Source organism: Methanorbis furvi, assembly GCF_032714615.1.
GTDB lineage: Archaea > Halobacteriota > Methanomicrobia > Methanomicrobiales > Methanocorpusculaceae > Methanocorpusculum > Methanocorpusculum furvi.
On record NZ_JAWDKA010000004.1, the window covers coordinates 20465 to 43672 of the forward strand.

General features: G+C 48.8%; 22 protein-coding genes and 1 other RNA gene. 7 read left to right on the forward strand and 16 right to left on the reverse strand.

Annotated elements, in window-relative coordinates:
- Positions 1-31: 31 nt before the first annotated feature.
- Both McpAg1_RS04040 and McpAg1_RS04045 read right to left on the reverse strand, forming a co-directional pair.
- Entirely contained in the window at positions 32-1588 is a 1557-nt protein-coding gene (locus tag McpAg1_RS04040) for a pentapeptide repeat-containing protein (RefSeq protein WP_338094011.1), read from the reverse strand.
- Between the two features lie 252 nt (positions 1589-1840).
- On the reverse strand, positions 1841-2845 hold the full coding sequence (locus McpAg1_RS04045) for a hypothetical protein (RefSeq protein WP_338094012.1): 1005 nt from the start codon (positions 2843-2845) through the stop codon (positions 1841-1843).
- Between the two features lie 423 nt (positions 2846-3268).
- Between McpAg1_RS04045 and McpAg1_RS04050 the strand changes: the two genes are divergently transcribed.
- The 3 genes from McpAg1_RS04050 (at position 3269) to McpAg1_RS04060 (ending at position 6301) form a co-directional block, all read left to right on the forward strand.
- The gene (locus tag McpAg1_RS04050; RefSeq protein WP_338094013.1) at positions 3269-4129 is read left to right on the forward strand and encodes a winged helix-turn-helix transcriptional regulator; all 861 of its coding nucleotides are present in this window, start codon (positions 3269-3271) and stop codon (positions 4127-4129) included.
- 201 nt (positions 4130-4330) lie between these two features.
- On the forward strand, positions 4331-5191 hold the full coding sequence (locus McpAg1_RS04055) for a winged helix-turn-helix transcriptional regulator (RefSeq protein WP_338094014.1): 861 nt from the start codon (positions 4331-4333) through the stop codon (positions 5189-5191).
- 249 nt (positions 5192-5440) lie between these two features.
- Positions 5441-6301, forward strand: a complete 861-nt coding sequence (locus tag McpAg1_RS04060) for a winged helix-turn-helix transcriptional regulator (protein ID WP_338094015.1) — start codon at positions 5441-5443, stop codon at positions 6299-6301.
- Positions 6302-6542: 241 nt separating this feature from the next.
- Here the strand turns inward: McpAg1_RS04060 and McpAg1_RS04065 are convergent, their stop codons facing one another.
- Both McpAg1_RS04065 and McpAg1_RS04070 read right to left on the reverse strand, forming a co-directional pair.
- Positions 6543-7061, reverse strand: coding sequence for a hypothetical protein (locus McpAg1_RS04065; RefSeq protein ID WP_338094016.1), 519 nt, complete (start codon positions 7059-7061; stop codon positions 6543-6545).
- Between the two features lie 51 nt (positions 7062-7112).
- Positions 7113-9125 carry a thioredoxin domain-containing protein gene (locus McpAg1_RS04070; protein WP_338094017.1) on the reverse strand — a complete coding sequence of 671 codons (2013 nt, stop codon included), beginning with the start codon at positions 9123-9125 and terminating at the stop codon, positions 7113-7115.
- Positions 9126-9606: 481 nt separating this feature from the next.
- Here McpAg1_RS04070 and McpAg1_RS04075 point away from each other — a divergent pair, with 481 nt between their 5' ends.
- The gene (locus tag McpAg1_RS04075; protein ID WP_338094018.1) at positions 9607-10665 is read left to right on the forward strand and encodes a hypothetical protein; all 1059 of its coding nucleotides are present in this window, start codon (positions 9607-9609) and stop codon (positions 10663-10665) included.
- 87 nt (positions 10666-10752) lie between these two features.
- Here the strand turns inward: McpAg1_RS04075 and McpAg1_RS04080 are convergent, their stop codons facing one another.
- The 3 genes from McpAg1_RS04080 to pth2 form a co-directional block, all read right to left on the reverse strand.
- Positions 10753-11967, reverse strand: coding sequence for an MFS transporter (locus McpAg1_RS04080; RefSeq protein WP_338094019.1), 1215 nt, complete (start codon positions 11965-11967; stop codon positions 10753-10755).
- Positions 11968-12062: 95 nt separating this feature from the next.
- Positions 12063-13334: a tRNA pseudouridine(13) synthase TruD gene (gene truD, locus McpAg1_RS04085; RefSeq protein WP_338094020.1), complete on the reverse strand. Its 1272-nt coding sequence runs from the start codon at positions 13332-13334 to the stop codon at positions 12063-12065.
- A gap of 5 nt (positions 13335-13339) precedes the next feature.
- Positions 13340-13705 (reverse strand): peptidyl-tRNA hydrolase Pth2, encoded by a 366-nt coding sequence (gene pth2 / locus McpAg1_RS04090; RefSeq protein ID WP_338094021.1) that lies wholly within the window; start codon positions 13703-13705, stop codon positions 13340-13342.
- A 129-nt stretch (positions 13706-13834) separates the two neighbouring features.
- Between pth2 and McpAg1_RS04095 the strand changes: the two genes are divergently transcribed.
- A complete protein-coding gene (locus McpAg1_RS04095; protein ID WP_338094022.1) occupies positions 13835-14323 on the forward strand; it encodes a hypothetical protein in 489 nt (162 codons plus the stop codon).
- A gap of 29 nt (positions 14324-14352) precedes the next feature.
- On the opposite strand, the gene McpAg1_RS04100 is transcribed toward McpAg1_RS04095, so the two are convergent.
- Together McpAg1_RS04100 and McpAg1_RS04105 are read right to left on the reverse strand one after the other, a co-directional pair.
- Positions 14353-15261, reverse strand: coding sequence for a TIGR00269 family protein (locus tag McpAg1_RS04100; RefSeq protein ID WP_338094023.1), 909 nt, complete (start codon positions 15259-15261; stop codon positions 14353-14355).
- A 3-nt stretch (positions 15262-15264) separates the two neighbouring features.
- On the reverse strand, positions 15265-15456 hold the full coding sequence (locus tag McpAg1_RS04105) for a ubiquitin family protein (protein ID WP_338094024.1): 192 nt from the start codon (positions 15454-15456) through the stop codon (positions 15265-15267).
- A 95-nt stretch (positions 15457-15551) separates the two neighbouring features.
- On the opposite strand from McpAg1_RS04105, the gene uvrA reads away from it, so the two are divergent.
- Entirely contained in the window at positions 15552-18353 is a 2802-nt protein-coding gene (gene uvrA, locus McpAg1_RS04110; protein WP_338094025.1) for an excinuclease ABC subunit UvrA, read from the forward strand.
- Positions 18354-18393: 40 nt separating this feature from the next.
- Here the strand turns inward: uvrA and McpAg1_RS04115 are convergent, their stop codons facing one another.
- Positions 18394-19419 carry a virulence RhuM family protein gene (locus McpAg1_RS04115; RefSeq protein WP_338094026.1) on the reverse strand — a complete coding sequence of 342 codons (1026 nt, stop codon included), beginning with the start codon at positions 19417-19419 and terminating at the stop codon, positions 18394-18396.
- 296 nt (positions 19420-19715) lie between these two features.
- On the opposite strand from McpAg1_RS04115, the gene McpAg1_RS04120 reads away from it, so the two are divergent.
- On the forward strand, positions 19716-20009 hold the full coding sequence (locus McpAg1_RS04120; RefSeq protein WP_338094027.1) for a hypothetical protein: 294 nt from the start codon (positions 19716-19718) through the stop codon (positions 20007-20009).
- Between the two features lie 11 nt (positions 20010-20020).
- Here McpAg1_RS04120 and McpAg1_RS04125 read toward each other — a convergent pair whose 3' ends face one another.
- The 6 genes from McpAg1_RS04125 to McpAg1_RS04150 all read right to left on the reverse strand — a co-directional run bounded on the left by McpAg1_RS04125 (position 20021) and on the right by McpAg1_RS04150 (position 23115).
- The gene (locus tag McpAg1_RS04125; protein WP_338094028.1) at positions 20021-20278 is read right to left on the reverse strand and encodes a hypothetical protein; all 258 of its coding nucleotides are present in this window, start codon (positions 20276-20278) and stop codon (positions 20021-20023) included.
- Positions 20265-20684: a hypothetical protein gene (locus tag McpAg1_RS04130; RefSeq protein ID WP_338094029.1), complete on the reverse strand. Its 420-nt coding sequence runs from the start codon at positions 20682-20684 to the stop codon at positions 20265-20267. The genes McpAg1_RS04125 and McpAg1_RS04130 overlap by 14 nt, the downstream gene beginning before the upstream one ends.
- Before the next feature lie 115 nt (positions 20685-20799).
- Positions 20800-21477, reverse strand: a complete 678-nt coding sequence (locus McpAg1_RS04135) for a hypothetical protein (protein WP_338094030.1) — start codon at positions 21475-21477, stop codon at positions 20800-20802.
- Between the two features lie 42 nt (positions 21478-21519).
- Positions 21520-21833: RNase P RNA component (gene rnpB / locus McpAg1_RS04140), an RNA gene on the reverse strand.
- A 109-nt stretch (positions 21834-21942) separates the two neighbouring features.
- Entirely contained in the window at positions 21943-22503 is a 561-nt protein-coding gene (locus McpAg1_RS04145; RefSeq protein ID WP_338094031.1) for a TIGR00296 family protein, read from the reverse strand.
- A 72-nt stretch (positions 22504-22575) separates the two neighbouring features.
- Complete coding sequence (locus McpAg1_RS04150) at positions 22576-23115, reverse strand: ferredoxin domain-containing protein (protein WP_338094032.1); 540 nt, start codon at positions 23113-23115, stop codon at positions 22576-22578.
- Positions 23116-23208 lie beyond the last annotated feature (93 nt).

The following is a 23208-nucleotide window of genomic DNA, read 5'->3' on the forward strand; positions in this document are numbered from 1 at the left end:
AAAAAGATCTTGTTCTTTTTTCTGAAAAAAATTATGGAGTCAGGCTCTGGAACATGACGGCGAAACGTGTGATGAGGACAGCAAGAAGGAAGTAGCCGCTGAGTACCTGAGCTGCGAGAAGGAGTCTGCTTGGCCCTTCGAGTTGATCGTAGAGACTGCCAAAACCGAAGGTGGCAAGAATGGTGTCGGCAAAAAGTTCCGGGTTGCATATGTTTGCAACGATGGTATCAACGAGGAGTTCCAAACTACCTATGTTTGTAAGGATAGCACCAGTAAGGAGTTCCAAACTACCTATGTTTGTAAGGATGGCACCAGCGAGGAGTGCCAGACTGACGATATTTGTAAAGATAGCACCAACGAGGATCAGATTACCTATATTTGCAAGGATAGCATCAATGAGAGGCGCTAGACTATCCATGTTTGTATTGACGGCAATGACACAAGAATAGATGAAAAAAGCCATTATGATCAAAAAAACGAATGCTTTTATGCAACGGGTGGAAATGGTTCCATAGTCTGAAAGCCACCAGAAGAGACGGGTGGGCCACTCCAGAATTGCATGTTCATCATACCACTCTTCCCACTGTTTTTTTCTGATATTGCATTGCAATCGAGTTAATGTACGTGGGTCTATACGCGTACAGGAAATAGATGTTGAAGTAAAATCGGTGTCCGTATCATAGGTACAATCCATAAAGTGAGTATTTCCATCCAAACATGCATCACGAAAAGACGCTCCTTGTAATTTTGCTTTTTTAAAATCTACACCTTGTAAGTGAGCTCCATCAAAACAGGCATTTCTCAAATCTGCTTTACTCATGTCCGCTCCATCAAGATAGGCTCCCTCCAGATGTGCACCCCTCAGATCCGCTCTCCAAAATCGTGACTCTTCCAGATGTGCGTTCTCCAAATGCGCATCCATCATATCTGCTTTAGGAAACTGCGCTTTTTTCAGATAAGCTCCCTTCATGTTCACAGATTTCAATTTACCTCCATTAAACTTTGCCTCGTTCAATAGACCATTATCAACATGCGCTCCCTCCAAATGCGCTCCCTCCAAATGTGCTCCCGTTAAATCAGCTTTTTCCAAATATGCTCCATTCAAATGGGCATCCTTCAGATATACATTTCTTAATTGTGCTTTGTTCAATTTTGCAGATTCCAGATGGACATTATACAATTTTCCGTCAGTCACTTTCGCACTATACATTTCCACATTTTCAAGATGTGCACCATTTAGAACAATATTGTCCAGATATGCATTATTTAATTTTGCCCCCTCTAAACAAGTTTTTTTAAGTGTTGCACCCTCAAGATGAATTCCCTCCAAATATGAATTTTTTAGATCTACTTCACTCATCACTGCCTTTTCGAGATGTGCATTATTCAGATGAATTTCTCTGAGGGAGGACCCTTTTTTTAAAAAAAGTCCCTGCAGATATAATATTCCACCTTCATTATTACTATCAGCTTCTTGATACTTTCTATACCATTCATTCCACTCCGATGTGTCACCCCCCACAATCAAAGTCCTAAATAATCCATAGCACTTATTATCGAATTTTAGTTTCTTATCGTAATCGTTCACACATCAATATATCAACCACATGAAAAATAAAGTTGACGGTCAACAAAACTATCCACAACATTATCACCCATTCACACACCATCAATCCGCATAAGCACAGCAAACCGCCATCCCGAGACAGACTACACCCCGCTATCCACCAAAACCCTTACTCAAACACCCAAAAAATCACATACCACCACCGCAAAACCACTTCTAAGAAATACAACCAAACCCTTCATCACGAAAAAAATAAAAAAAATTGATCAGAGTTCAGGGATCCCAGGGAGTAAACATACCAGTCGTACTGCCCAGCCGATAATATTTCCCATCGATCTCGATGAAGGCAGGGTTGGCAAAAGTTCCGCTGAACTTCGAGGAGACATGCTGTAAATAGAAATCCTCGGAGTACGTTTTCTGACTGAGTCTGACCTTTCCTTTCGGATTTTTCATGAGTCCACGCAGTTCAGGAACCTTCAGAAAATCTTCTTCGGTAAACTGAACAATGGTTGAGCCGGGATCCTTTTCCATTCCATTGGAGTTCACAAGATAAAGTTCCCAGTAGTACTCAGGCTGGTAGTTCGGATCATCATCGTATTTTTGTCTTTCTTCCATGACCCATTTGACCCAGGGGTCATTGGCAAACTCAGGATCCTGCATGCGTTCATCCCATCCGGGCTGACGAACGGCAACATGCAGCGGGTGAGTGGTGTTTTCGGTGAAACTCCTGCTCTGAATAGGAGTGAGTTCAATTGAGGAGGAGTTCCAGAGGAAGTCGGTTTGTACGAGATTGCCGGGACCAAAGGTTATCCAGAAGTCAGAGGCTGCATCACTCATGGTGATTCTTCCTCGGTAGGTAACAATCGAGGGATCATGGCCGAAACTTTCTTTCTTGAGAATGCGGTGATAGGGTTCTCCGTAGATGGTGAAGTCCAGAGCGATGACCTCGTCAAAGGATGCGACCGGTTTGTCGAAGGTGAGGAATACAACATCCTTTGCTCCTTCAGGCATGGTGACCCGACCATACTCTTTGGTGAAATCCCAGCTGTCAGTATTCATAGAGGGAAGGATGGTGGTGTGACCGTCAATTGCAAAGGGGACCTGGGAAATATCAGGAACGAGATTTCCTGAAGGGGTCGGGGTAGGAGATGTGGTTGAAAACCCGGGCTGTGAAGCCGGGCTTTGATCCAACAGCCAGACGCAGGCGATACAACAAGCGGCAACCAGAATAACAATGACAATTATGAGGAGGGTGGAGGATTTTTTTGAAGATGTCATGTTTCCTCCGAGATATTACACGGTCTGCATGGTATGTATCCAAGAGCATTGATCGTTTTGCTACTGAGAGTGTTTGATACCTGTTTCATGTTCTTTCATGACTCCAAAAATCCGTGAACCAGCTTGAAGAATGATCCCGGATTTGCCACTTGAATCTATGACGAGTCATTCATTATAAATAATCTGACCAAAGTGTGATGGGTTTGATGTGTACTTGATCATGATGAGATCATGAATATGGAATTTTATCCAACCTATCACACTTTGGTCAGACTATTTATAATGAATGAGGGTAAAATATCTTCGCATAAGATATATTCAGACCGTGCCGATAATCATCATTTACTCAGAGAATCGGATACCGTTTGAAATTCTGACAGAAAAACAAAGTTTTGTTTAGAGGATCTTTTGAGGCTGCTAAATATGGTACGAGAACAGTTGCGGGAAGTCGGCATTATCGCACTGGTAATATTGATTCTCTTCAGCGCAGTGGTTGTTCTGTTCTTTGCAGAGGGCGGAGAGATTCGCGGGATCAATCACGATCCAAATGGTCCGGCAAAACCATTAGTACATAGTAAATATGTGATTGAAGTGGTCGAGGAGGAGATTGTTCCGATTTACGACGGAAGAGAGATCAAAACTGTCGAGTTATGGGAATTGCCGCCAAAAGAGATCATCAGGCATCTCATAGCAGCCCCCACAGCCTACATCCCACCAATTACCGGACAACTCATTACCTTCTTCATCTCTGCTCTTGGTTTTGGTTTCGCCTTCCTCTACCTCCAAGACACCGGCAGAAAAAATCAAAACGAAATCAATCGTCCGGAAAAAATTCTTGCCTATATCACGAAAAATCCCGGAGAGTCCATGCAGCAGATAGCTGCCGGAACAGAGATTCCCCGCAGCAGTCTTCGCTATCATGTTAATAAGATGCAGAAAGCAGGACAGATTTCACAGAAAGAGTACTGCGGCAACCCGCATTATTTTTCTCTGGAAAAATCCTATTCGGCAACCGAACGGCTGGTACTTGCGGTGTTCTCCCGGGAGAATGAAAAGCAGGTACTCGTGGAGCTGCTCAAACATCCTGAGAGTACCAGGCAGGATCTCGCAGAACGCCTGCATATGAGTGAGATCACAGTTCACTGGTACCTCCACAGGCTGGATGCCGCAGAGCTGCTGATGGTTCATGCTGAGGGAGGCAGGAACCACTACCAGTTGACAGGGGAAGCGGAAAAAGCATGCGGAAAATTTCTTGAGATGGAAGCCGCAGCTCAGGCCAAGTGAATTGCAAATATATTATAACAGAAAAATTCTGCCAACCCATCACACTTTGGTCAGACGATTTATAATGAATCGGGAGAAAATATTTTCGCACGAGGTACGTTCAATCAATATTGATTGCAGAAAGTTTTCAGGGATGTGATGTGATCGATGCACATGGGCAGACAGGCGGACGAACATTTTGATCATTAACAGCTACTAAAAATGGAAAAAGAACAGCTGCGGGAAATTGGTATTATCATACTTGCAATACTGATTCTCTTCAGCGCAGCGGTTGTTCTTTTTTTTGCTGAGGGTGGAGAGATTTACGGATTGAATCATGATCCAAATGGTCCGGCAAAACCATTAGTACACAGTAAATATGTCATTGAGGTGGTTGACGAGGAGATCGTTCCTATCTATGACGGAAAAGAGATCAAAAAAGTAGAGTTGTGGCAGTTGCCTCTTCGAGATATTCTTGCAGATGTGATAACTACTCCAATGGCGTACATTCCCCCTATCACAACACGGCTCATCACCCTCTTCATCTCTTCCCTCGGTCTTGCATTCATCATCCTCTTCCATCGGGAAACCAGGAAAAAAGATCAGCAGGATAGTGAACGTCCGGAAAAAATTCTCACCTACATCACCGAAAACCCCGGGCAGTCCATACAACAGATCGCCAACGGAACAAATATTCCCCGCAGCAGTCTCCGTCATCATCTCAGAACAACACGGATGAAGAGTCAGATCCTAGAGTTCAGGTACTCCAAAAACCCGCACTATTTTTCCAAGAAAAAATCCTACACTGACATTGAGAAGCTGGTGCTTGCCGTACTCTCCCGCGAAAGCGAGAAGGCGGTGTTCGTTGAACTGTTCAACAATCCGAAAAGCACCAAGCAGGATCTCGCAGAGCATCTAAATGTCAGCGAAAGTGCAGCGCACTGGCATCTCAAGAGGCTGAATGCCGCAAAACTGCTGGTGGTCGAAACTGACGGAAAACAGATTCGTTATCGACTGACCGAGGAAGCGGAGAAAACATACAGGAAATTTCTTCAGATGGAAGAAGCCGCACGGGCAGGATAAATTGCAAACACATTTTCATTGGGAAAATAATGTTGGCCGAAGTACACAAGATGAAAACATAATCATCAGAAAAATTTTGCCAACCCATCACATTTTGGTCAGACGATTTATAATGAATCGGGAGAAAATATTTTCGCACGAGGTACGTTCAATCAATATTGATTGCAGAAAGTTTTCAGGGATGTGATGTGATCGATGCACATGGGCAGACAGGCAGACGAACATTTTGATCATTAAGAGCTACTAAAAATGGATAGAGAACAGCTGCGGGAAATCGGCATTATCATACTTGCAATACTGATTCTCTTCAGCGCAGCAGTTGTTCTTTTTTTTGCTGAGGGTGGAGAAATTCGCGGCATCAATCATGATCCGAACAATTCCAAAACATCCTTGGATCCCCAAGGGATTGTTTTTGAAGTGGTTGATGAAGAGATTGTTCCCATTTATGACGGAACAGAGATTAAAACCATCGAACTATGGCAGATGCCTCCAAAGGAAATTCTCAGAAGACTCATTGTGTTTCCCATGGGATACATCCCCCCAATTACAGGACAACTCATCACCTTCTTCGTCTCTGCTCTCGGACTTGCATTCATCATCCTCTATCATCGTGAAACCAGGAAAAAAGATCAGCAGGATAGTGAACGTCCGGAAAAAATTCTCACCTACATCACTGAAAACCCCGGTCAGTCCATACAGCAGATCGCCAACGGAACAAATATTCCCCGCAGCAGTCTCCGTCATCATCTCAGAACAACACGGATGAAGAGTCAGATCCTAGAGTTCAGGTACTCCAAAAACCCGCACTATTTTTCCAAGAAAAAATCCTACACCGACATTGAGAAGCTGGTGCTTGCCGTACTCTCCCGCGAAAGCGAGAAGACGGCGTTCGTTGAACTGTTCAACAATCCGAAAAGCACCAAACAGGATCTCGCAGAGCATCTAAATGTCAGCGAAAGTGCAGCGCACTGGCATCTCAAGAGGCTGAATGCCGCAGAACTGCTGGTGGTCGAAACTGACAGAGGTCAGAACCGCTACCGTTTGTCCGTGGACGCGGAAAAAACATACAGGAAATTCCTTCAGATGGAAGAAGTCGTCCGTGCCGAGTAAAACGGTAGCCGGCATGCGGTTACAGAAAAATCTGATGAATTATTACTCGAATGAAAAACAAATCCTGGAGAATCAATTTTGCGAAAAAGTGTAGCCGATGTAGCCGGAAAATCAGTACTGTTCTCTTGAGAAAATATTTACTGAAAACCACAATAACAAAATACCTGCTACACAAAATGCAACTCGCCGAAAACTGAATTATTTTTGAAATAAGGGGTTGGAACCATCCTGATTTGTAGCCTCATGTATCGACTACATCGGTTTCAGTTACGCGATGCTGGAAAAAAAATTTTAGTTCTTTTTTGAAAAATGCAAGTTGGTGAGTGGTGAGTGTGGCCTCGTGAGAAAAAAACGCCACGGATTCACACAGATATTTAATTTGCCAATCGTCATTATCTTGCGTTCGGTCGGGACTCCGGCTAATCGCCTCCGTCCATTTCGACCTCACTGGATAATGGCTGGCAAATTTTTTTTGGTTTTTTGTTGAGTGATAGTGGGAACGATGAGAAAAAACAATGATGGATTCACACTGATTGCATTTTTTAGAAAATGTGAGCGGGTGGGGGGTGAATGAATATGATGAGAAAAAACCACACTCACCACTCCAACAAAAAAACGATGAAAATTTGCCAGCTGTTATCCAGTGAGGGCGAAATGGACGGAGGCGATTAGCCGGAGTCCCGCCCGAACGCAAGATAACAGCGATTGGCAAATTTGGAAATCTGCGAAAATCTGCGGTTGGTTTATCCTGTGCGTCCACACTCACCACTTACCCGCTTACGTTTTCCAGAAAAAATATCCACCACTAACCTCACCGCTTCGCAACCAACTCCCTCAGCTCCTCTACGCTCCCGACCGGAGCAGAACACATCCCGTCACAACAGAAGTACAGCATCACCCCACTCTCAGGAACCGGATACGCAGCAGTAAACGACGCAACCTCCGCAAGAACATCAGCAGAAGACGCCCTCTTCAAGAGAACAGCAGCATGCGACGCTTCAGAAAACTCCAACACATCCCGTAAAACCTCATCTTCAGCAGAACAGCACACAACCTCGCCCGCAGGATACAACATCTCAAGCATCGCAAGAAGCAAAAGACAGTACCCGGCAGGATACCGCTCCGCAACTCCCGCAGCAAACGAAAGCTGACGCTCCGCAATCTCCTGCCATCGTACATCACCAGTCAGACGGAAAAGCCTCACAAACACCAGAGCCGCCGCAGAATTTCCCGAAGGCATTGCCCCATCATACACCTCCTTCGGCCGCCCGATCAACTGCTCGGCATCAGACGCATACAAAAACAGACCGCCGTTCTCCTCATCAGAAAACAGCTCAACCATTTTTTCCGCCAGACGAACAGCATCCAAAAGACACGAAGCATCAAAATTCGCCGCATACAACTCAAGAAGCGACCAGGAGTAAAACGCATAATCAGAAAGTTGGCCCAAAACAGCCGCCTCACCATCCCGGTACCGGACAAACAAACGCCCGTCAGCATCCCGCAGATATTGATCAACAAACTCACGGCAGCGAACGGCTGCCGCAAGATACTCCTCGTTTCCAAAAACCCGGTAACCTTTCGCAAACGCAGAAATCATCAGAGCATTCCATGACGTCAGCACCTTATCATCAGTCAACAGTTTCGAACGGTCTCTCCGATAATCGTACATTCGCTCGCGAAGCAGCGCCATATGCGGAGTTTGCTTCGCAAACTCCGCATTCCCCAAAAGATTTGGCACACTCTTCCCCTCAACCATCCCGTGCTCCAAAATCCCAAACCAATCGCAGAACTCAGATCCGTCCTTCGGACCCAGAACATCCAGAACCTCAGAGCGGGAAAACAGATAGAACCTCCCCTCAACCCCCTCACTATCCGCGTCCTGCCCGCAGAAAAATCCTCCTTCAGGACTCTGAAGCTCCCGCAGAACATACGAAAAAATTCCAATCCCAACATTCTTGAAAAAAGAATTCTTCGTCAGACGAAACATCTCCGCGTACGAATACGCAAGAAGAGCATTATCATACAACATCTTCTCAAAATGCGGAACAAGCCAGGACCCATCCGTCGAGTAGCGCGAAAACCCTCCGCCAACCTGATCACAAATCCCTCCGCGGGCCATCTGCGTCAGCGTCTTCTCAGCCATCGATCTTGCAAACGCATCATGCTCAACCTCAAAATACCGCATCAGAAACAACAGATTATGCGGCATCGGAAACTTCGGAGCCGGACCAAAACCCCCGTTCCCGGAATCAAAACTCTGCCGGAACTGTCCAACCGCAGACCGCAGAAGACTCCTGTTCACAGCTCCCGGGCGGCCGGCGGCCACCTTTGCAGCAAACGCTGCAACCTCATCAGCCGCAGAAAGAATCTGATCGCGGTCCTTTTTCCACAGCCCGAGCACCTCAGGCAGAAATTCCAGAAGTCCGGGCTTCCCGAACTTCGCATGCTTCGGCAGATAAGTTCCGGCAAAAAACGGCTTCTGATCAGCAGTCATCAGAACTGTCAGCGGCCAGCCGCCCGAACCCGTCATTGCCTGGCACACATTCATATATACTGCATCAATATCAGGCCGCTCCTCACGATCCACTTTGATCGAAACAAACCCCTCATTCAAAACCGCAGCAACCTCACAGTCCTCAAACGACTCACTCTCCATCACATGACACCAGTGGCAGGTCGAGTAGCCGATGCTCAGAAGGATTGGCTTTCCTTCTGCCGCAGCCTTCGCAAAAGCCTCCGGTCCCCACGGATACCAGTCTACCGGGTTGGTGGCATGCTGCAAAAGATACGGAGATTTTTCTTGGGAGAGATGATTGGGCATGATGAGGGACCTTTGTTCAACAGTTAGCGAAAAACAGAGAAAAATGTATCAGTGGCGGCATGATTTTTTTATGTATGAACCGCCCACGGAAAAACGGAACACACAGAATATCACGGAAAAAAACATCACGGAGCAGACGTGAACATCACGGAATTTGAAAGTAATTCAGTTTCATGATGTTTTCGTCTCATAGTGATGTTTTTTTCTGTGAAGTTCTCTGTCTTCTTTGGGCTATTCAGGCGAACATCACAAAATTCGAAAATTCATTTCCGTGATGTTCATGTCTGCTCCGTGATGTTTTTCCGTGTAATTTCGTGTGTTCCGTTTTTCCGTGGGCGGAGCAACAAACAATGCCGGACATTGTTTGCCAATAAACGAATTTATGGGCAAAGCCGATTTTTTCGCAAGAAAGAGAGACACAATAATTCAAGATCAGGATTCAGGATATTTTTATATAGAAACAGGTAAATTTTCATGTATTATGAATGAAATTGAAAAAACCGAGATCAGAAATTACCTGTCAGCAGCAGGATTTCTCCTCATCGCAACGTACCTGCTCTATCTTGCGGTGTCTCTTGGACTGAATCTTCTCACCAGTCCGGGAATACTCAGTGCAGGTTTGGCCCTGCCGTTGATCATCCTCGGAGTTCTCCTGCTTGTTATGCGAAACCGGGATCTGACCGCCATCACATTTCTGATGTTCGGACTCAATCTCGGCATTCTGTATCTCAGGCCTGAGAAGGTCTTCCCTGACAACGGAATTTTGACGGTCGGAGTCTTCTTTTTGATTCTTGCAGCAGTTCTCTTAACCAGCACGGAAAAGAAAAAGTATCTGCTGTTCCTGTTACCACTGTTTATCGGTCTGGAACTTATCGGAGGAGGACTCGGAATAAAATCGCTCGCAATCTTCACCGCCGCAATTGGCGGTCTTCTTGCACTCTACTTTGCCCTTGCCGTGTCTGCTGAGCGGTGCAATCTGCCGTGCGGCACTCTGCTGAAGTCTGATGCCCAGACTGATTTCAAAGTAAGCGGAGCAGTGCTTGGCTATCTTATCTTCGGGCTGCTTCTTGCAGTGGACGTGGTCTATTACTTCACCAACAGTGTCGGAACCCCGCTCGAAAATGTTGTCGCCGTAAAAATGATGGGCGGCATCATGCTCTGTCTTGTCGCGGTCCTTCTCTGGACGCTCGGTAGGATGAAGTACACACCGGCCATGTTTTTCCTGATGGGAGTGTTCTTCTTCCTCGGCAGTCAGATTGCAAATGTTACCGTCGCAGGAGATGCTTTTGTTGTGAGCGAAGCATTCTATCTGATCGCTGTCATGATGGCGGTAGTAGGCATCATCACTCTGCTGAAAACCGAGTCGAGAGTTCTTCCTGCGGTTATGATTTTGGTAACTGCCGTGTCCTACGCACTGATTGGTGTGTTTGTTGTGTCGCTCTCTCCGATTCAGGGAGTTGTTGCTCTGATTCCAACACTCATTGCGATATATCTCGCGTTTGCGGTGTTCAGCCAGAGTAAGAAACTTCCGCTGTTCTGAAAGGAACAGCCACTTTTTTTGTGAAACGCGAAGCGGTGAGCAGGCCGAAGGCATGCGATTCGCGTTTCCTATTCAAAATATTTTTTTTCACACACCTGACCGTCTTCCGCGGAAAAGTCCCGCAGTAACCCAGTACACAACACCGATAACCACACCCACAACACCGATCGCAAGGAACAGACCCTGATAGGTTCCGGTCAGCGCCAGAAGCTCGGCTCCGACAAACGACGACGCGAACACACCAAAGTAGACCGCCACAATCTGGCCTCCCATGATCTTGCCCAGATACTTTTGCGGCGTAACCGAAGACAGCCACATCGCCCCGGTCGGTGTTCCAAGACCAAGACCAAAACCCACAATAGCCGCACCAAGCGCAATGATTGGCACACTAACTGCAGTCCCGATCACAAACAAACCCAGTCCCTCCATCAGAAACATCAGTGAAAACATCTGAAGAGACGTAAACCGTCGTGCAAACCGCCAGAACGAGTAGCTCGAAACCGCACTGAAGAGAGCACAAAGACCAAGAACCAGACCGCAGACCGTTGTCGAAACATCCGCTACCTGCGTCAGCAGATACGCAATCTTCGACGAAACCAGATACATCATGATCAGCGAAAGAAACAGCGTCACGTACACAATCAGCACCGGCTTGATATCAAGCTTCGTCGGCCTGCTGCTTTTGATATTCAGGCCATCATCATACACAGACTCCGTCTCCTCCTCACGCTTCGGCTCCTTGATGAAAAAGAACACCAGAGGGATCACCAGAATGCCGAACAGATAGATCAGGAACGGTTCGCGCCAGGAGATCTCAGCAAGAATGCCGCTGCCTGTCTGCATCACAAGCCCCCCCACTCCCATCGCCGCAGACATGTATCCCAAATAGCGTGCACGGGTAGGGCCATTATAGTACTCGGTCAGAAGCGTCGTGACCGTCGGCATGAGTCCTGCAAGGCCAATGCCAAGCCACATCCGCCAGAAGATAATTGCCGTAACCGAGTCAAGGAAAAATCCGGAAACTCCCGCAAACCCGAACAGGGCAAGGCTCACCAGAAGGACCTTCTTGCGCCCGTACTTGTCAGAGATGGCACCGACAAGAAATCCCGACAGAGCGGTCGCAAGAGGAGGAAGGGTGATGATAAACGAGATCATCGTCTCCGACACATCAGGAAACGCGGCACTGATCAAAGGAAGTGCCGGAGCCACCGCAGCAGTCCCGAGAAGGGCCGGCATCGCTGCAAGCAACAGAACAATGAGCGTCCATTTTCCCGGGACAAATGGTTTGTCGGAGCCAAACATGTGCAGAGAGATTCACACTGTAAATATATCAATATGATGCAGCTTAGTGAGTCGTGTTTTGCTGCCGCCCACGGAAATTTCACAGAAAAAATAGTTCAGACCATCTGTTCAGGCGAGCCCTGCATGTACTCGCGGCAGACGGTTGTTGCATAATGGCCGGGCGGAAGCGTAAACATCAGCGTGACATCACTTCCTGCGACCGAGTACTCGATCTCGGTGCGGAGCGTAATTTTTCTGTGAGCTCCGTCGAAGTTTGTTCCGGTAAATGCAGCAGCGTCGGCAAAACTCTGCATCGTGACGCCATCTGCTTTCATCAGCGAAAACATTTCTTCTTCCATTGGTCCCGGAGTCACGGGAAGTGTTGAGCCCGGCATCCATGCGGCGACCGCACACCGTCCGCGTTTCATATGCTGACGGGCGGTTGCGATATTTTTCTCAGTCACGGTATCGATGCGGTCGTTGGTGAAGATGAGATGTTCGCCTACCGCCGCGTCTTCGAGGGGCACGCCTCTCGCACAACGGGCTGAGAGTGCAGAGTTGAAGAGCCAGGACTGGTACGCGGAGACAAACATCGAGAGAAGTTTGGGCGGCATCGCCTGAAGTGCACGGCCGTAGTCGCCCGGCTGCTTCATGAGCGAGTCAAGCATGATGCGTTCGTAGGAGAGCTGGACCGGAAGGTCATGAAGAGCTGCTTTTGCATCGCCGGTCTCGGCGAAGGCACGCCGTGCGGCTTTGACTTCGTCGGACTCTCGCGGGAACACGTCGCCGACGTACATTTTCACCGCTTCCTCGTACTCGCCGCGGAGAATGTGGAGGCCGACGCGGTGGGTGACCGGCTTTAGTGCGCCGAATCGCTGGATTCCATAGTAGTTGGGGATGCCGGACTCAAGGATGTCTTTGGTGATCGATTCAACGCGGGCGGTGAGGTCTTCTGCTTCGCAGCCGCGAAGGGTTATGGTGAAGCGGTTTCCTTCAAGACTGCCAAGGCCGAGGGAGAACTGATGACGGGTGATTGGTTCAAGCGTGATGTCTTTGATGGCAACTTTGGCGAGGTCTTCTTCGGTGACGTCATAAAGGGAGATGTACTGGGTGGTGACTGCGTTGCGGTCTTTGGTCCCTCCCCATGCAAGCCGCTTCGGACTGATCCCGAGGCGTTTGGTGATCTCCCGCATGGTATGCTGGTGTTCCCAGGATCGTTTGGTAAGTTTTACGATGAGGTAGGGGCCGGTGCCGGTAAATTTGACCGGCAGTTCTTCGACGATGAAGTCTTCGGGGCTGTTTCTGAGAACGCCGCCGATGCCTTTGGCGTCGGTTGCGTAATAATTCATGCCGAGGGACTGTTCGAGTGGGTAGGCGGATGGTTTCATGATTGTTAGAGAAGCGGGAGACCGCCGGTGATTTTGTCGATGAGTTCAGCTTTGGCAGGGCCGATGCCAAGAGCGGTGACGGTTCCGGGCGGTATTTCGGTGTAGCCTGCGTCGATGATTAAGGAGACGGGGAGTCCCTGTATTTCAGCGGTTGCTTTGAGTTCGTAGAGTGCCCGTTCACTCACCGCTTTGAGTGCTACTTTTTTCTGGCCTTCCCGCATCCATGCTTTTTTGTCAAGGAGTGAGGCTTTTTCAAAGGCTCCTATTGAGGCATGGGCTGCCTGGGCACACATTTTGCCGCAGCTGAGTTTGAGGTCGGTTCTGAGGATGAGGCATTGTTTGTATTTGAAGACTTCTTCGCCGCCGGTCATTGCTGGGATTGTATTGGACGGGAGGGAGGATAAAGAGAGTGGGAATGGGGGATGGACAAAAGTAACCAATCATACTTTGGTCAATCTCTTTATCATGTCTTACGGAAAAAAAATACTACTAAGATACCCATGTCCCGCAGTACCGTCGCAATGACTGTTGTCACTCTCATCTGTTTTTCTGTTGCGATCATTTTCCTCGGACTTGCCACGTTGTACACGGAACCTGACGGACTCAGTGTTGTCTCTCACGGTCTTCGCATTTCACCGGAAAATTCTGCTGAGCTGAAAGAAAAACTGGAGATACTTGCCGGAGAAAATTATCAGTACTGGCTTGCTACCGATTACTATGATGGTGTCCGCGGTAAATTATTTGGAACGGTAGTCACGATAAACTATCCAACACCTATCGACATAACGTGGACGGAGTATACTGCGGACTCCGATCCGGAGATGATTCCCGTTACCGTGAGTAAGATCATCGCAATCATCCCTGACAACTCAGATGAGTGTCGTCTTATTGTGTATCGTCCGGCTCCCGAAACCGAACACTCCAATCCAAGTGTCTATGTGTTTCGCATGCTGCCTGATCAGGCAAACGAACTGCTGAAACTGATCTGACTTGAACCAGTTCAACAAAAGTAATTTTTTTATTCCAAATGTTCCAGCTTCTCAATCAGCGTACACGCCGCACACAACCTGTTCTGCGTCGGCTCGCCGCATCGCTCGCAGACACCCATCTCCGTCACCTCGCCCTGTGCAGTCCCGAGTTTTGCAATCAGTCTCTCCTGACCTGACACAATATTAAATAGAGTTCCCGGATACTTATGCTCCAGAATGCCGAGTTCGGTCCGCACATCAGCCCGGAGGGCATACTTTGTGTACGGACACTCAGGCAAAGGTGTAAGCAAACGATTCACAATCCCGTAAGCAACCGTCGCCCGTTCCGTGCAGCGGCAGAGCGGCTTGATTCTTGGAATAAACAGATCGCCTGCATTCGTATGATAATTCTCAGCAACTCTCCTGATATCACCACGCAGATAATTCATCAGAACAGACTGCGCCTCATCATCCATACAGTGGCCGGTCGCAATCAGACTCGCCCCCGCATCGCGGGCAGCAGCATTCAACGCCCGCCGCCGAAGCGTCCCGCAGACCGAACATGCCCGTTCCGGCGCAGACACTAAAAGATCATCCAGCGTTTTTCCACAGACATCAACAAACGAAACAATCCGGTGCTCAACACCAAGCCGCTTCACCAGTGAAACGGCTGCCGAAATCGTATCATCGCGATAATTCGCAATCCCCTCATCCACCGTAATCGCCACAAACTCTGCATCAAGATTCAGCTTTGCAAGAACAGTCAGAAGAACAGTACTATCCTTCCCGCCCGAAAGCCCGACCGCCACCCGGGAACCGGAAGGGATCATCGCATACTTTTCAATCGCATCCCGAACGCCCTCTTCATACCATGCCGAAAAATGATCCCCGCACAAAACCGCTCCGCTCGCAGGATCACGCCAGACAGCCTTTGATGCGCAGAGATCACAGACCGCCACTACTCATCCTCCATGTACTATAGATGTGGTCTCAAGTATCTGATCTTCTGCGACGAAGTCGTCAGCAAGAAGAAGCTCGCCTTCAGAGGTCACTAAAATCTCATATGGATTCAAACCAAGACCTGCTAAAATCTCCTCAACCGTTCCTGCCTTAGCATCAGCGACCGAACCGTTCGGGAGATGTACCCTAACCATGAACAAAAGTATTGGCTTTGTGAAAATAAAGTCATCACCCCCTACAGTGCTATATCCCGCAACTCTTTATCACCAGCAGTAAAAGTACTATCGCAATGAAAAACCTGACCATAAAGGGTGCCCGCCAGCACAATCTGCAAAATATCACCCTTGAACTCCCGCGTGACAAACTCGTCGTCGTCACCGGAGTTTCAGGATCCGGCAAATCCACCCTTGCCTTTGACACCATCTACGCCGAAGGCCAGCGGAGATATGTTGAATCCCTCTCATCCTACGCCCGCCAGTTCCTTGGCATCATGAACAAACCGGATGTTGACAGCATCGAAGGACTCTCCCCCGCAATATCCATCGAACAAAAAACCACCTCCAAAAATCCCCGGTCGACGGTTGGAACGGTCACTGAGATCTACGACTATCTGCGTCTCCTCTACGCAAGAGTTGGTGTTCCCTACTGCCCGAAACATCAGGTAAAAATTCAGTCGCGAACGCCTGAACAGATCGCAGACGCAATCACCGCAGAGTTTCCCGCAGGCTCGATGATTACTATCTTCGCGCCGATCATCCGCAAGAAAAAGGGAACCTACGAACAACTCTTCCGCGACCTCAATGCCGACGGGTTCACCAGAGTTCGGGTCGACGAAGAAATTTTCCGAACTGATGACGAGATCAAACTCGCCAGATACGTCATGCACAACATCGACATCGTGGTCGACCGGCTCGACCCTGCCGACCGCAGCCGGCTTGTCGAAGCAATCGAGTCAGCACTCAAACGTGCAGAAGACGGACTCGTCTACGCTGCCGGAGCTGAAGGACCGGACGCAGTTTACTCCGCAAGAATGGCGTGTCCAATCTGCGGCCTCTCCTTTGAAGAGCTTCAGCCCAGAATGTTCTCTTTCAACAGCCCATTCGGCGCATGCCCGACCTGTAACGGCCTTGGCATCCAGATGAAGTTCGACCCTGAACTGATCATCCCTGACAAAACCAAATCCATCGCTGACGGAGCGGTTGCAATTTACCGAAACTTCCTTGACGGCTACCGTGTCCAGTATCTGGACGCAGTAGCCAAACATCTCGGCTTCACCATGATGACCCCGATCGAGGAACTGACCGAGAAACAGTACAACGGTCTCATGTACGGAACAGACGACACCCTGAAGTTTGTCATGTCCTCGAAAAATGCCGAGTGGTCGCATAACGGCCAGTGGGAAGGACTGCTTCCCCAGACCGAACGGCTCTACCGCGAAACAAAGTCCGAGTACCGCAAAGAGGAACTCGAAAAGTTCATGCGTGTCCTTCCCTGTCCCGAGTGTCACGGCAGAAGACTCAAAGATCATGTGCTTGCCGTAAAGATCAATGACAAATCGATTGCCGACGTTGCCGACCTCTCGATCGATGACGCACTCGTGTTTTTCAACACTCTGCCCTTGACGGAAAAGGAGGAGGAGATCGCAAAGCTGATCCTTCGTGAGATCAACTCACGGCTCTCGTTCCTCCAGCAGGTCGGCCTCGGCTACCTGACGCTCTCCCGCAACGCTGGCAGTCTTTCCGGCGGCGAGGCACAGCGTATCCGTCTCGCGACCCAGATCGGATCGAATCTGATGGGTGTGCTCTACATTCTTGATGAGCCTTCGATTGGTCTTCACCAGCGTGACAACCAGAAGCTGATCGGAACCCTGCAACATCTCCGTGATATCGGCAACACGCTGATTGTGGTGGAGCATGATGAGGACACGATTCGTGCTGCCGATTATGTGGTGGATATCGGTCCCGGAGCCGGAGTTCACGGCGGTCACGTTGTGGCAGAAGGAACTCCTGACCAGATTGCAGCAGCGCCCGAATCGATCACCGGCCAGTATCTGTCAGGCAGACAGGTGATTCCGGTGCCGGAAACCCGAAGGCCTGCGAAAAAGTTCATCAGAATCAACGGGTGCACAGAAAACAATCTGAAAAATATCGATGCGAAAATTCCGATGGGAACCCTGACGGTTGTCACGGGAGTTTCCGGCTCCGGCAAGTCGACGCTGATTTACGACACGCTCTATCAGGCGCTGATGAAGGAGATCTATAAATCCCGCGTGACGCCCGGGAGTTACAAGGATCTGATCTTCGAGTCCGAGATCGATAAGGTGATTGTGATTGATCAGTCTCCGATCGGACGAACACCGAGATCGAATCCGGCAACTTACACGAAGGTGTTTGATGACATCCGTAAACTTTTCGCTGAGACGAAGGAGGCGAAGCTTCGCGGTTACGATCCGGGACGGTTTTCGTTCAATCTGAAAGGCGGACGATGCGAGGCATGTTCGGGCGACGGAGTTATCAAGATCGAGATGAATTTCCTGCCTGATGTTTACATCGAGTGCGAGGAGTGTAAGGGAACCCGCTACAATGCAGAGACGCTTGAGGTGAAGTACAAGGGCAAGTCGATCTCCGATGTGCTGAACATGAGTGTGGACGAGGCGTTGGAGCTGTTTGCGAATGTGCCAAACATTCGTGCAAAAATTGAGACGCTGGCTGATGTTGGTCTCGGCTACATTAAGCTCGGTCAGAGTTCGACGACTTTGTCAGGGGGCGAGGCACAGAGAATCAAGCTGACGAGGGAACTTGCGAAGCGTGCGACCGGAAAGACGGTGTATCTCTTGGATGAGCCGACTACCGGTCTGCACTTCCATGATGTGAAGAAGCTGATCGGTGTTCTTGACAGTCTTGTTGCGAAGGGCAATACGGTTGTGGTGATCGAGCATAATCTGGATGTGATCAAGTGTGCGGATTATGTTATCGATCTTGGACCGGAGGGCGGTAATGCGGGCGGAAAGATCATTGCGGAGGGAACGCCTGAGGATGTGGCGAAGGTGAAGAAGAGTTATACCGGACAGTTTTTGAAAAAGATGCTGTGATCCTGCACTGGGGGATAATCCCTTACGTTTTTTTTGTTTATTATCTATGATACTTTTCCTCTTGTTCCATGAGGAGGTCGAAGTCTGATTTGTAGAGTTTGTCCTGCGTGATGCGATACTTTTCGTACTCAGACTCGGCGTGTTCTTTTGCAATCTCTGCGGAGATGGTTCCTGAATTTTTCAGGATGTTTCGATCATCTGCAAGGAGAAATTTATCGATCCGTTCCGCCCAGTCCTGCATGGTCATGGGTATGCGTTTTTTTGCTCTGGCTTCGGCGAGGTCAAGGAATGCACTGACAATCCGTGACAGGTCGCTGAGCTCTTCTGTGTTGAGATAATTTTTGGCAATAATGACATCGCTTTTGAGAATTTTTCCATCAGGCGAGTTTTTCCATGAGGTCAGTCCCATACATGGTTTTTCAGCCGAAGCACGGGTATAAATTATTTCAGGGGCGGTCTTTTGGGTTACTGCGTAGTGCATGGCGTTTTGTACTTTGGCGAAAAACTGTTTGGTAAGGGTTGAGTCTTTGTCATAATCGATTGCAGTCGCGTAGAGGTCAGTGATCTTTTGGTAGAATCTTCGCTCGCTGATACGGATTTCCCGGATCTCTTCGAGAAGTTCTTCGAAGTAGTCTTCGCCAAGGAGTCCTCCATTCTCCATGCGTTTTTTGTCGATGATGTAGCCTTTGATGGTGTATTGTTTGAGGACTCCTGTCGCCCAGCGGCGGAACTGGGTTGCCCGCACAGAGTTTACGCGGTAACCAACAGAGATGACGGCGTCCAAATTATAATGAATGATGTCCCGGGTTACCTGACGATCCCCCTCGGTTTGAACTACTCGAAAATTTCGAGTAGTTCGATCTTCGAGCAGCTCGCCGTTTTGGTAGATGAGGGTCAGATGTTCGCTGAGGGTAGATTTACTGACGTCGAATAGCTGTGAAATTGCTTTCTGCGTGAGCCAGAGTGTTCCGTTTTCGTAGCGGACTTCGATGCCGTCGGCTTCATTGTGGAGAGAGAAGATGAGGTACTCGGCGGTACTGCTGGTGAGGTAGAGATTTTTTGTCATGATTGTGGCCGGGCAACTGTTCGGAATTTCCGAACAGTTGGAATGGAAGAGGTCGAAGATTTTTCTGGAGGAGATGCCTCATGTTCTTCTTATTCATCTAATATATTTTTCAGACACAAATAGCTATCCCCCGTAATTCAATTTAATACAGGTAATATTCTAAAAATAAACAAATTAACTACGAATCTCAGTAATACTGTTTTTCGGTCTAACTCTGATATAGTAACGTACGTCAACCTGTGACAAGATAAATTCCCACTACTTTTATCCTCTCCCGTGTCCCATACAAAGTAGGTATGTACGAGGGAACGGATGTTGGAACGAGCAGCTGGATAATTTTTGCGGTGGTCATTATCGGCTGCCTCATCCTGATTGCAGTAATCTCCCGCATCGAAACAAAATACAACAAACGATTCGTGAGCAAGCGTCAGGAAATAATTCTTGAGAATGCAAGTGAACGTGCGCAGGAAATGTTTTCCGAGGAAGAGCAGCCAGAGTTTGTCGTAGGACAGGTGTATCAGATGGAAGACGGAACACTTGCAAAGTATGCGGCCGACAAAAAATTTTACAAAATCAAAATGGAAAAATAATTTTTTTCACATCACGAAATAATATTTCCAATACTTGCGTACCCGTCGCCCCGCTCTTCAGCACAACCAACCGCAGACGCCTTCGTCACATCGATCTCTTTCGTTGTCCGCTCCCGCAGACAAAACGCAAGAGCCGGCGAACGTTCCGCAACACCCGCAATCACAAAGTAGCGGGAGTGCAGACAGAACCTGCACTTCTCCGGCGTTACTGATGTACCATCAGTACACCGAAGTTTTCCCTGCTGAACAGAAATCTCATTCACCGTCATAAAACAACACCGAGTATCCATGACCGCGGAGGAGAGCGGTGATCTCTTCGCGTGACCGATCTGGTTGCTTTTGCACACCATCAAGCCAGATATTTTTCAGATCCTCATCCTGCGTCACCAGCGAAACCTTGCCTTTGACGCGGGCGACCTCCTCACCATTTTTGCTGATGCGTGCAGCACAGCAGTGATAATCCTTACAAATGAAAAGCCTGCCCGGATGCACCGTACAGACATACTTGCCGTCCGCACGTTTGCGAACAAAAAAACAGGCTGAACGATGTTCATCCTGAATTGAGTGATCACTGTCAAAAATGTCGCGGTACTCAGGCGTGACGAGGACAGCTTTTGTCTCACCCACCACTTCATTTTTGATATAAAATCCGTACTTGGAGATCTGGCGGTCCATCCTGACAATCTCACCGATCCCCAGGCAGCACAGTCCACACTGCGTACACTCAAAACAGCTCATGGTACTAGTATCATCGACGTTTCAGCGTAATTAAAGTATGAGTTGGGTCATTTCAGACCCGGTGCATCTCAAACGGTATATCCATATTCAAAATCTCTGACTCCACCACACCAAGCTTCTTCGGATTGAGAGTCATGGTGAGGACTTCGCCGTCAAGTGAAAACTCAAGGGTCTTATCGCCGTACGTCCCAAGATACTTTCCGTTACCGAGATTTTCCCAGATGAAGTTCGCATCAAATATTTCGTCACGGCCTGCTCCCTGGAAATCGCCAGCGGCAGAACCTGAGTAATCGTCACGGAATGTCGCCGTCGCAGAGCCGTGAGCACTTACAAAAACAATTTTCATGGTTTTCTCTCCGGCCCAGTTACCGAGAATAGGATCACCTGTAGCAGGAGCTTTGGCAGGTGCTGCGGCAACCGTCTGGGAAACGGTGGGGCTCGTACTCTGTGCTGCTGTGGTCGCGGTCGGCTGGGCGAGCGTTTGTACAGTTTCCGTCGCTCCAAGCGTGGTGGCTGCCGGCACTGCTGATGTGGTCGAAGCAACCGATGGCGCTGTTGTCGGTACCGGAGATGTCATCATTTCCGGTGTCTGGGTAACTGTTTCGTTGTCCGGATCTGCGATTGTCTGATAGCTCTGCAATGCAGAAATTCCCGAGGAGACAATAAGCAGCACTCCCACACAAATCACTGCAAGAATTAGAATCGTTCCAAGTTTTGTATTATCTGCCATATATTCACCACACTTACACGGAAAAACAGTTACGAAAAACGTGAGTCGGAGTGATAAGCCTCCTCCTGTTCGTTGCGGCATTCGGCTAAGCGTCGTACCCGGACCATGGCGTTCAGGCGCCGCACGAAGGTCCTGTTCCGACTTGCACCCGCAGGGATTCGCCGTTCCATCGATCCCTCTACATCAGCGCTCGACGGGTTAGGTGCCGTCTCATTACTCCGCAGAGGACGTGTCGTTTCTGTTCCAGAGCCGTGACTCTCGCCACCCGTGCTTGCACACGGCTGCGTTACCTGAATGGTGGGAGGACTTTCCTCAGCAATCCCGAAATGATCACCGTCGGCCGCATGCTCCCTCTCACGTGAGAATTATATTGGAGTTCGCGGATTATGAATATGTCTGACGATGGGGAAACAATATTTTTTTGAGAGTAATGGTATTCGTACCATTTCAGAAAATTTCGCCGATTTACTTTTCACGAAATATCTGGCCTTCAAACAAAAATATATTGCACGAGCTCTCACGCCATGCCGACTGCGGAAGGCCGGCCTTGATGCAGGTCTGGCTGAGAAACTCTGCCGGCGTCCAGCCGTACTCGGTTGCAACCTGCGGCAGAAGAAGTCCGCTTCTGCTGCCGGCTTTTGCAATCAGTCCGTGACGTCCGACCTCCACATGGTCGGGACGCTCAGCAGGACTACAGATCAAAGCTTCGGGCGGTGTCAGCACAGTTACTTCGATGCTGATATCTGCAAGCTCTGCTGGCGAGACCGGCCGGAACCTTGGGTCCCGGACGGCTGCAGAAACCGCCGCATCCTCCAGAGCTTCGGAGAGCGGCATCACAGGATAAGGAATCCCAATGCACCCTCGAAGATCGCCGAACTCACTCAGCGTTACAAACACTCCGCGCTTTGCTGAAAATGCCGGAGGGTATGCAATCTCTTCCACCGGTTTTCGCTTCACAACCCCCTCGACAAGCGTTCTTGCCCGGGAAAGGGCGAGCTCTCCGTCCTCGTCAGTTAGCAGGTTCATGATACTCATATTGTTCGGATGGGTTATCAATTCGCGTTCCCGGGTGTTTGATCTTTTTTCATGAGAATTTTGTCACCGATCAAAGTACGGACTTTTCCCCGTGACCGAGAGGGGAATTGCATACGCAATCGTTGAGTGGGGGAGATGGCCGAGGGCAAGAGCCGCACAACCTGCAGAGTACATGATGCGGTTGTCGACGTTGAGGATTGATGCGGTTTTGACCGCAGAGCCTACGGCTATACCGAGGTCGGATGATCTGATGGCACAGACCGGACCTTTGAAGAGGGTGTCGGTTGGTGCGATGGCTATAGCAGATTTCATTTCCGCACAGGTTGCGTGACCGCATGCTCCGCAGTTGAGACCGAGCGTGGAAAATCCGTCCGCACCGATCACGAGACAGGTTTCGCTGTTCCGAATGTTTCCAGCATCACGGAGAAAAAATTTCATGCCGGTTGTTGCTGCGATTGATTCCATTTCAACGGCGAGGGCTTCAAGCTGATCATGTTTGAGAATTTTTATTTCGATGACGTCAGAGCCTTTGCCTTTGGGGGCTGTCCGTGCAGATATTGCCATGAGTTCTGCAGCGGTTGTGAGTGCTGAAGAAAATTCCATGATGATGTGTATTGCAGTAGCCGGTTATCTTTGTTCTGATATCACCAAAAATCAATATAGCATCATTTGGTTTATTCCATCTGCGTGCGAAGT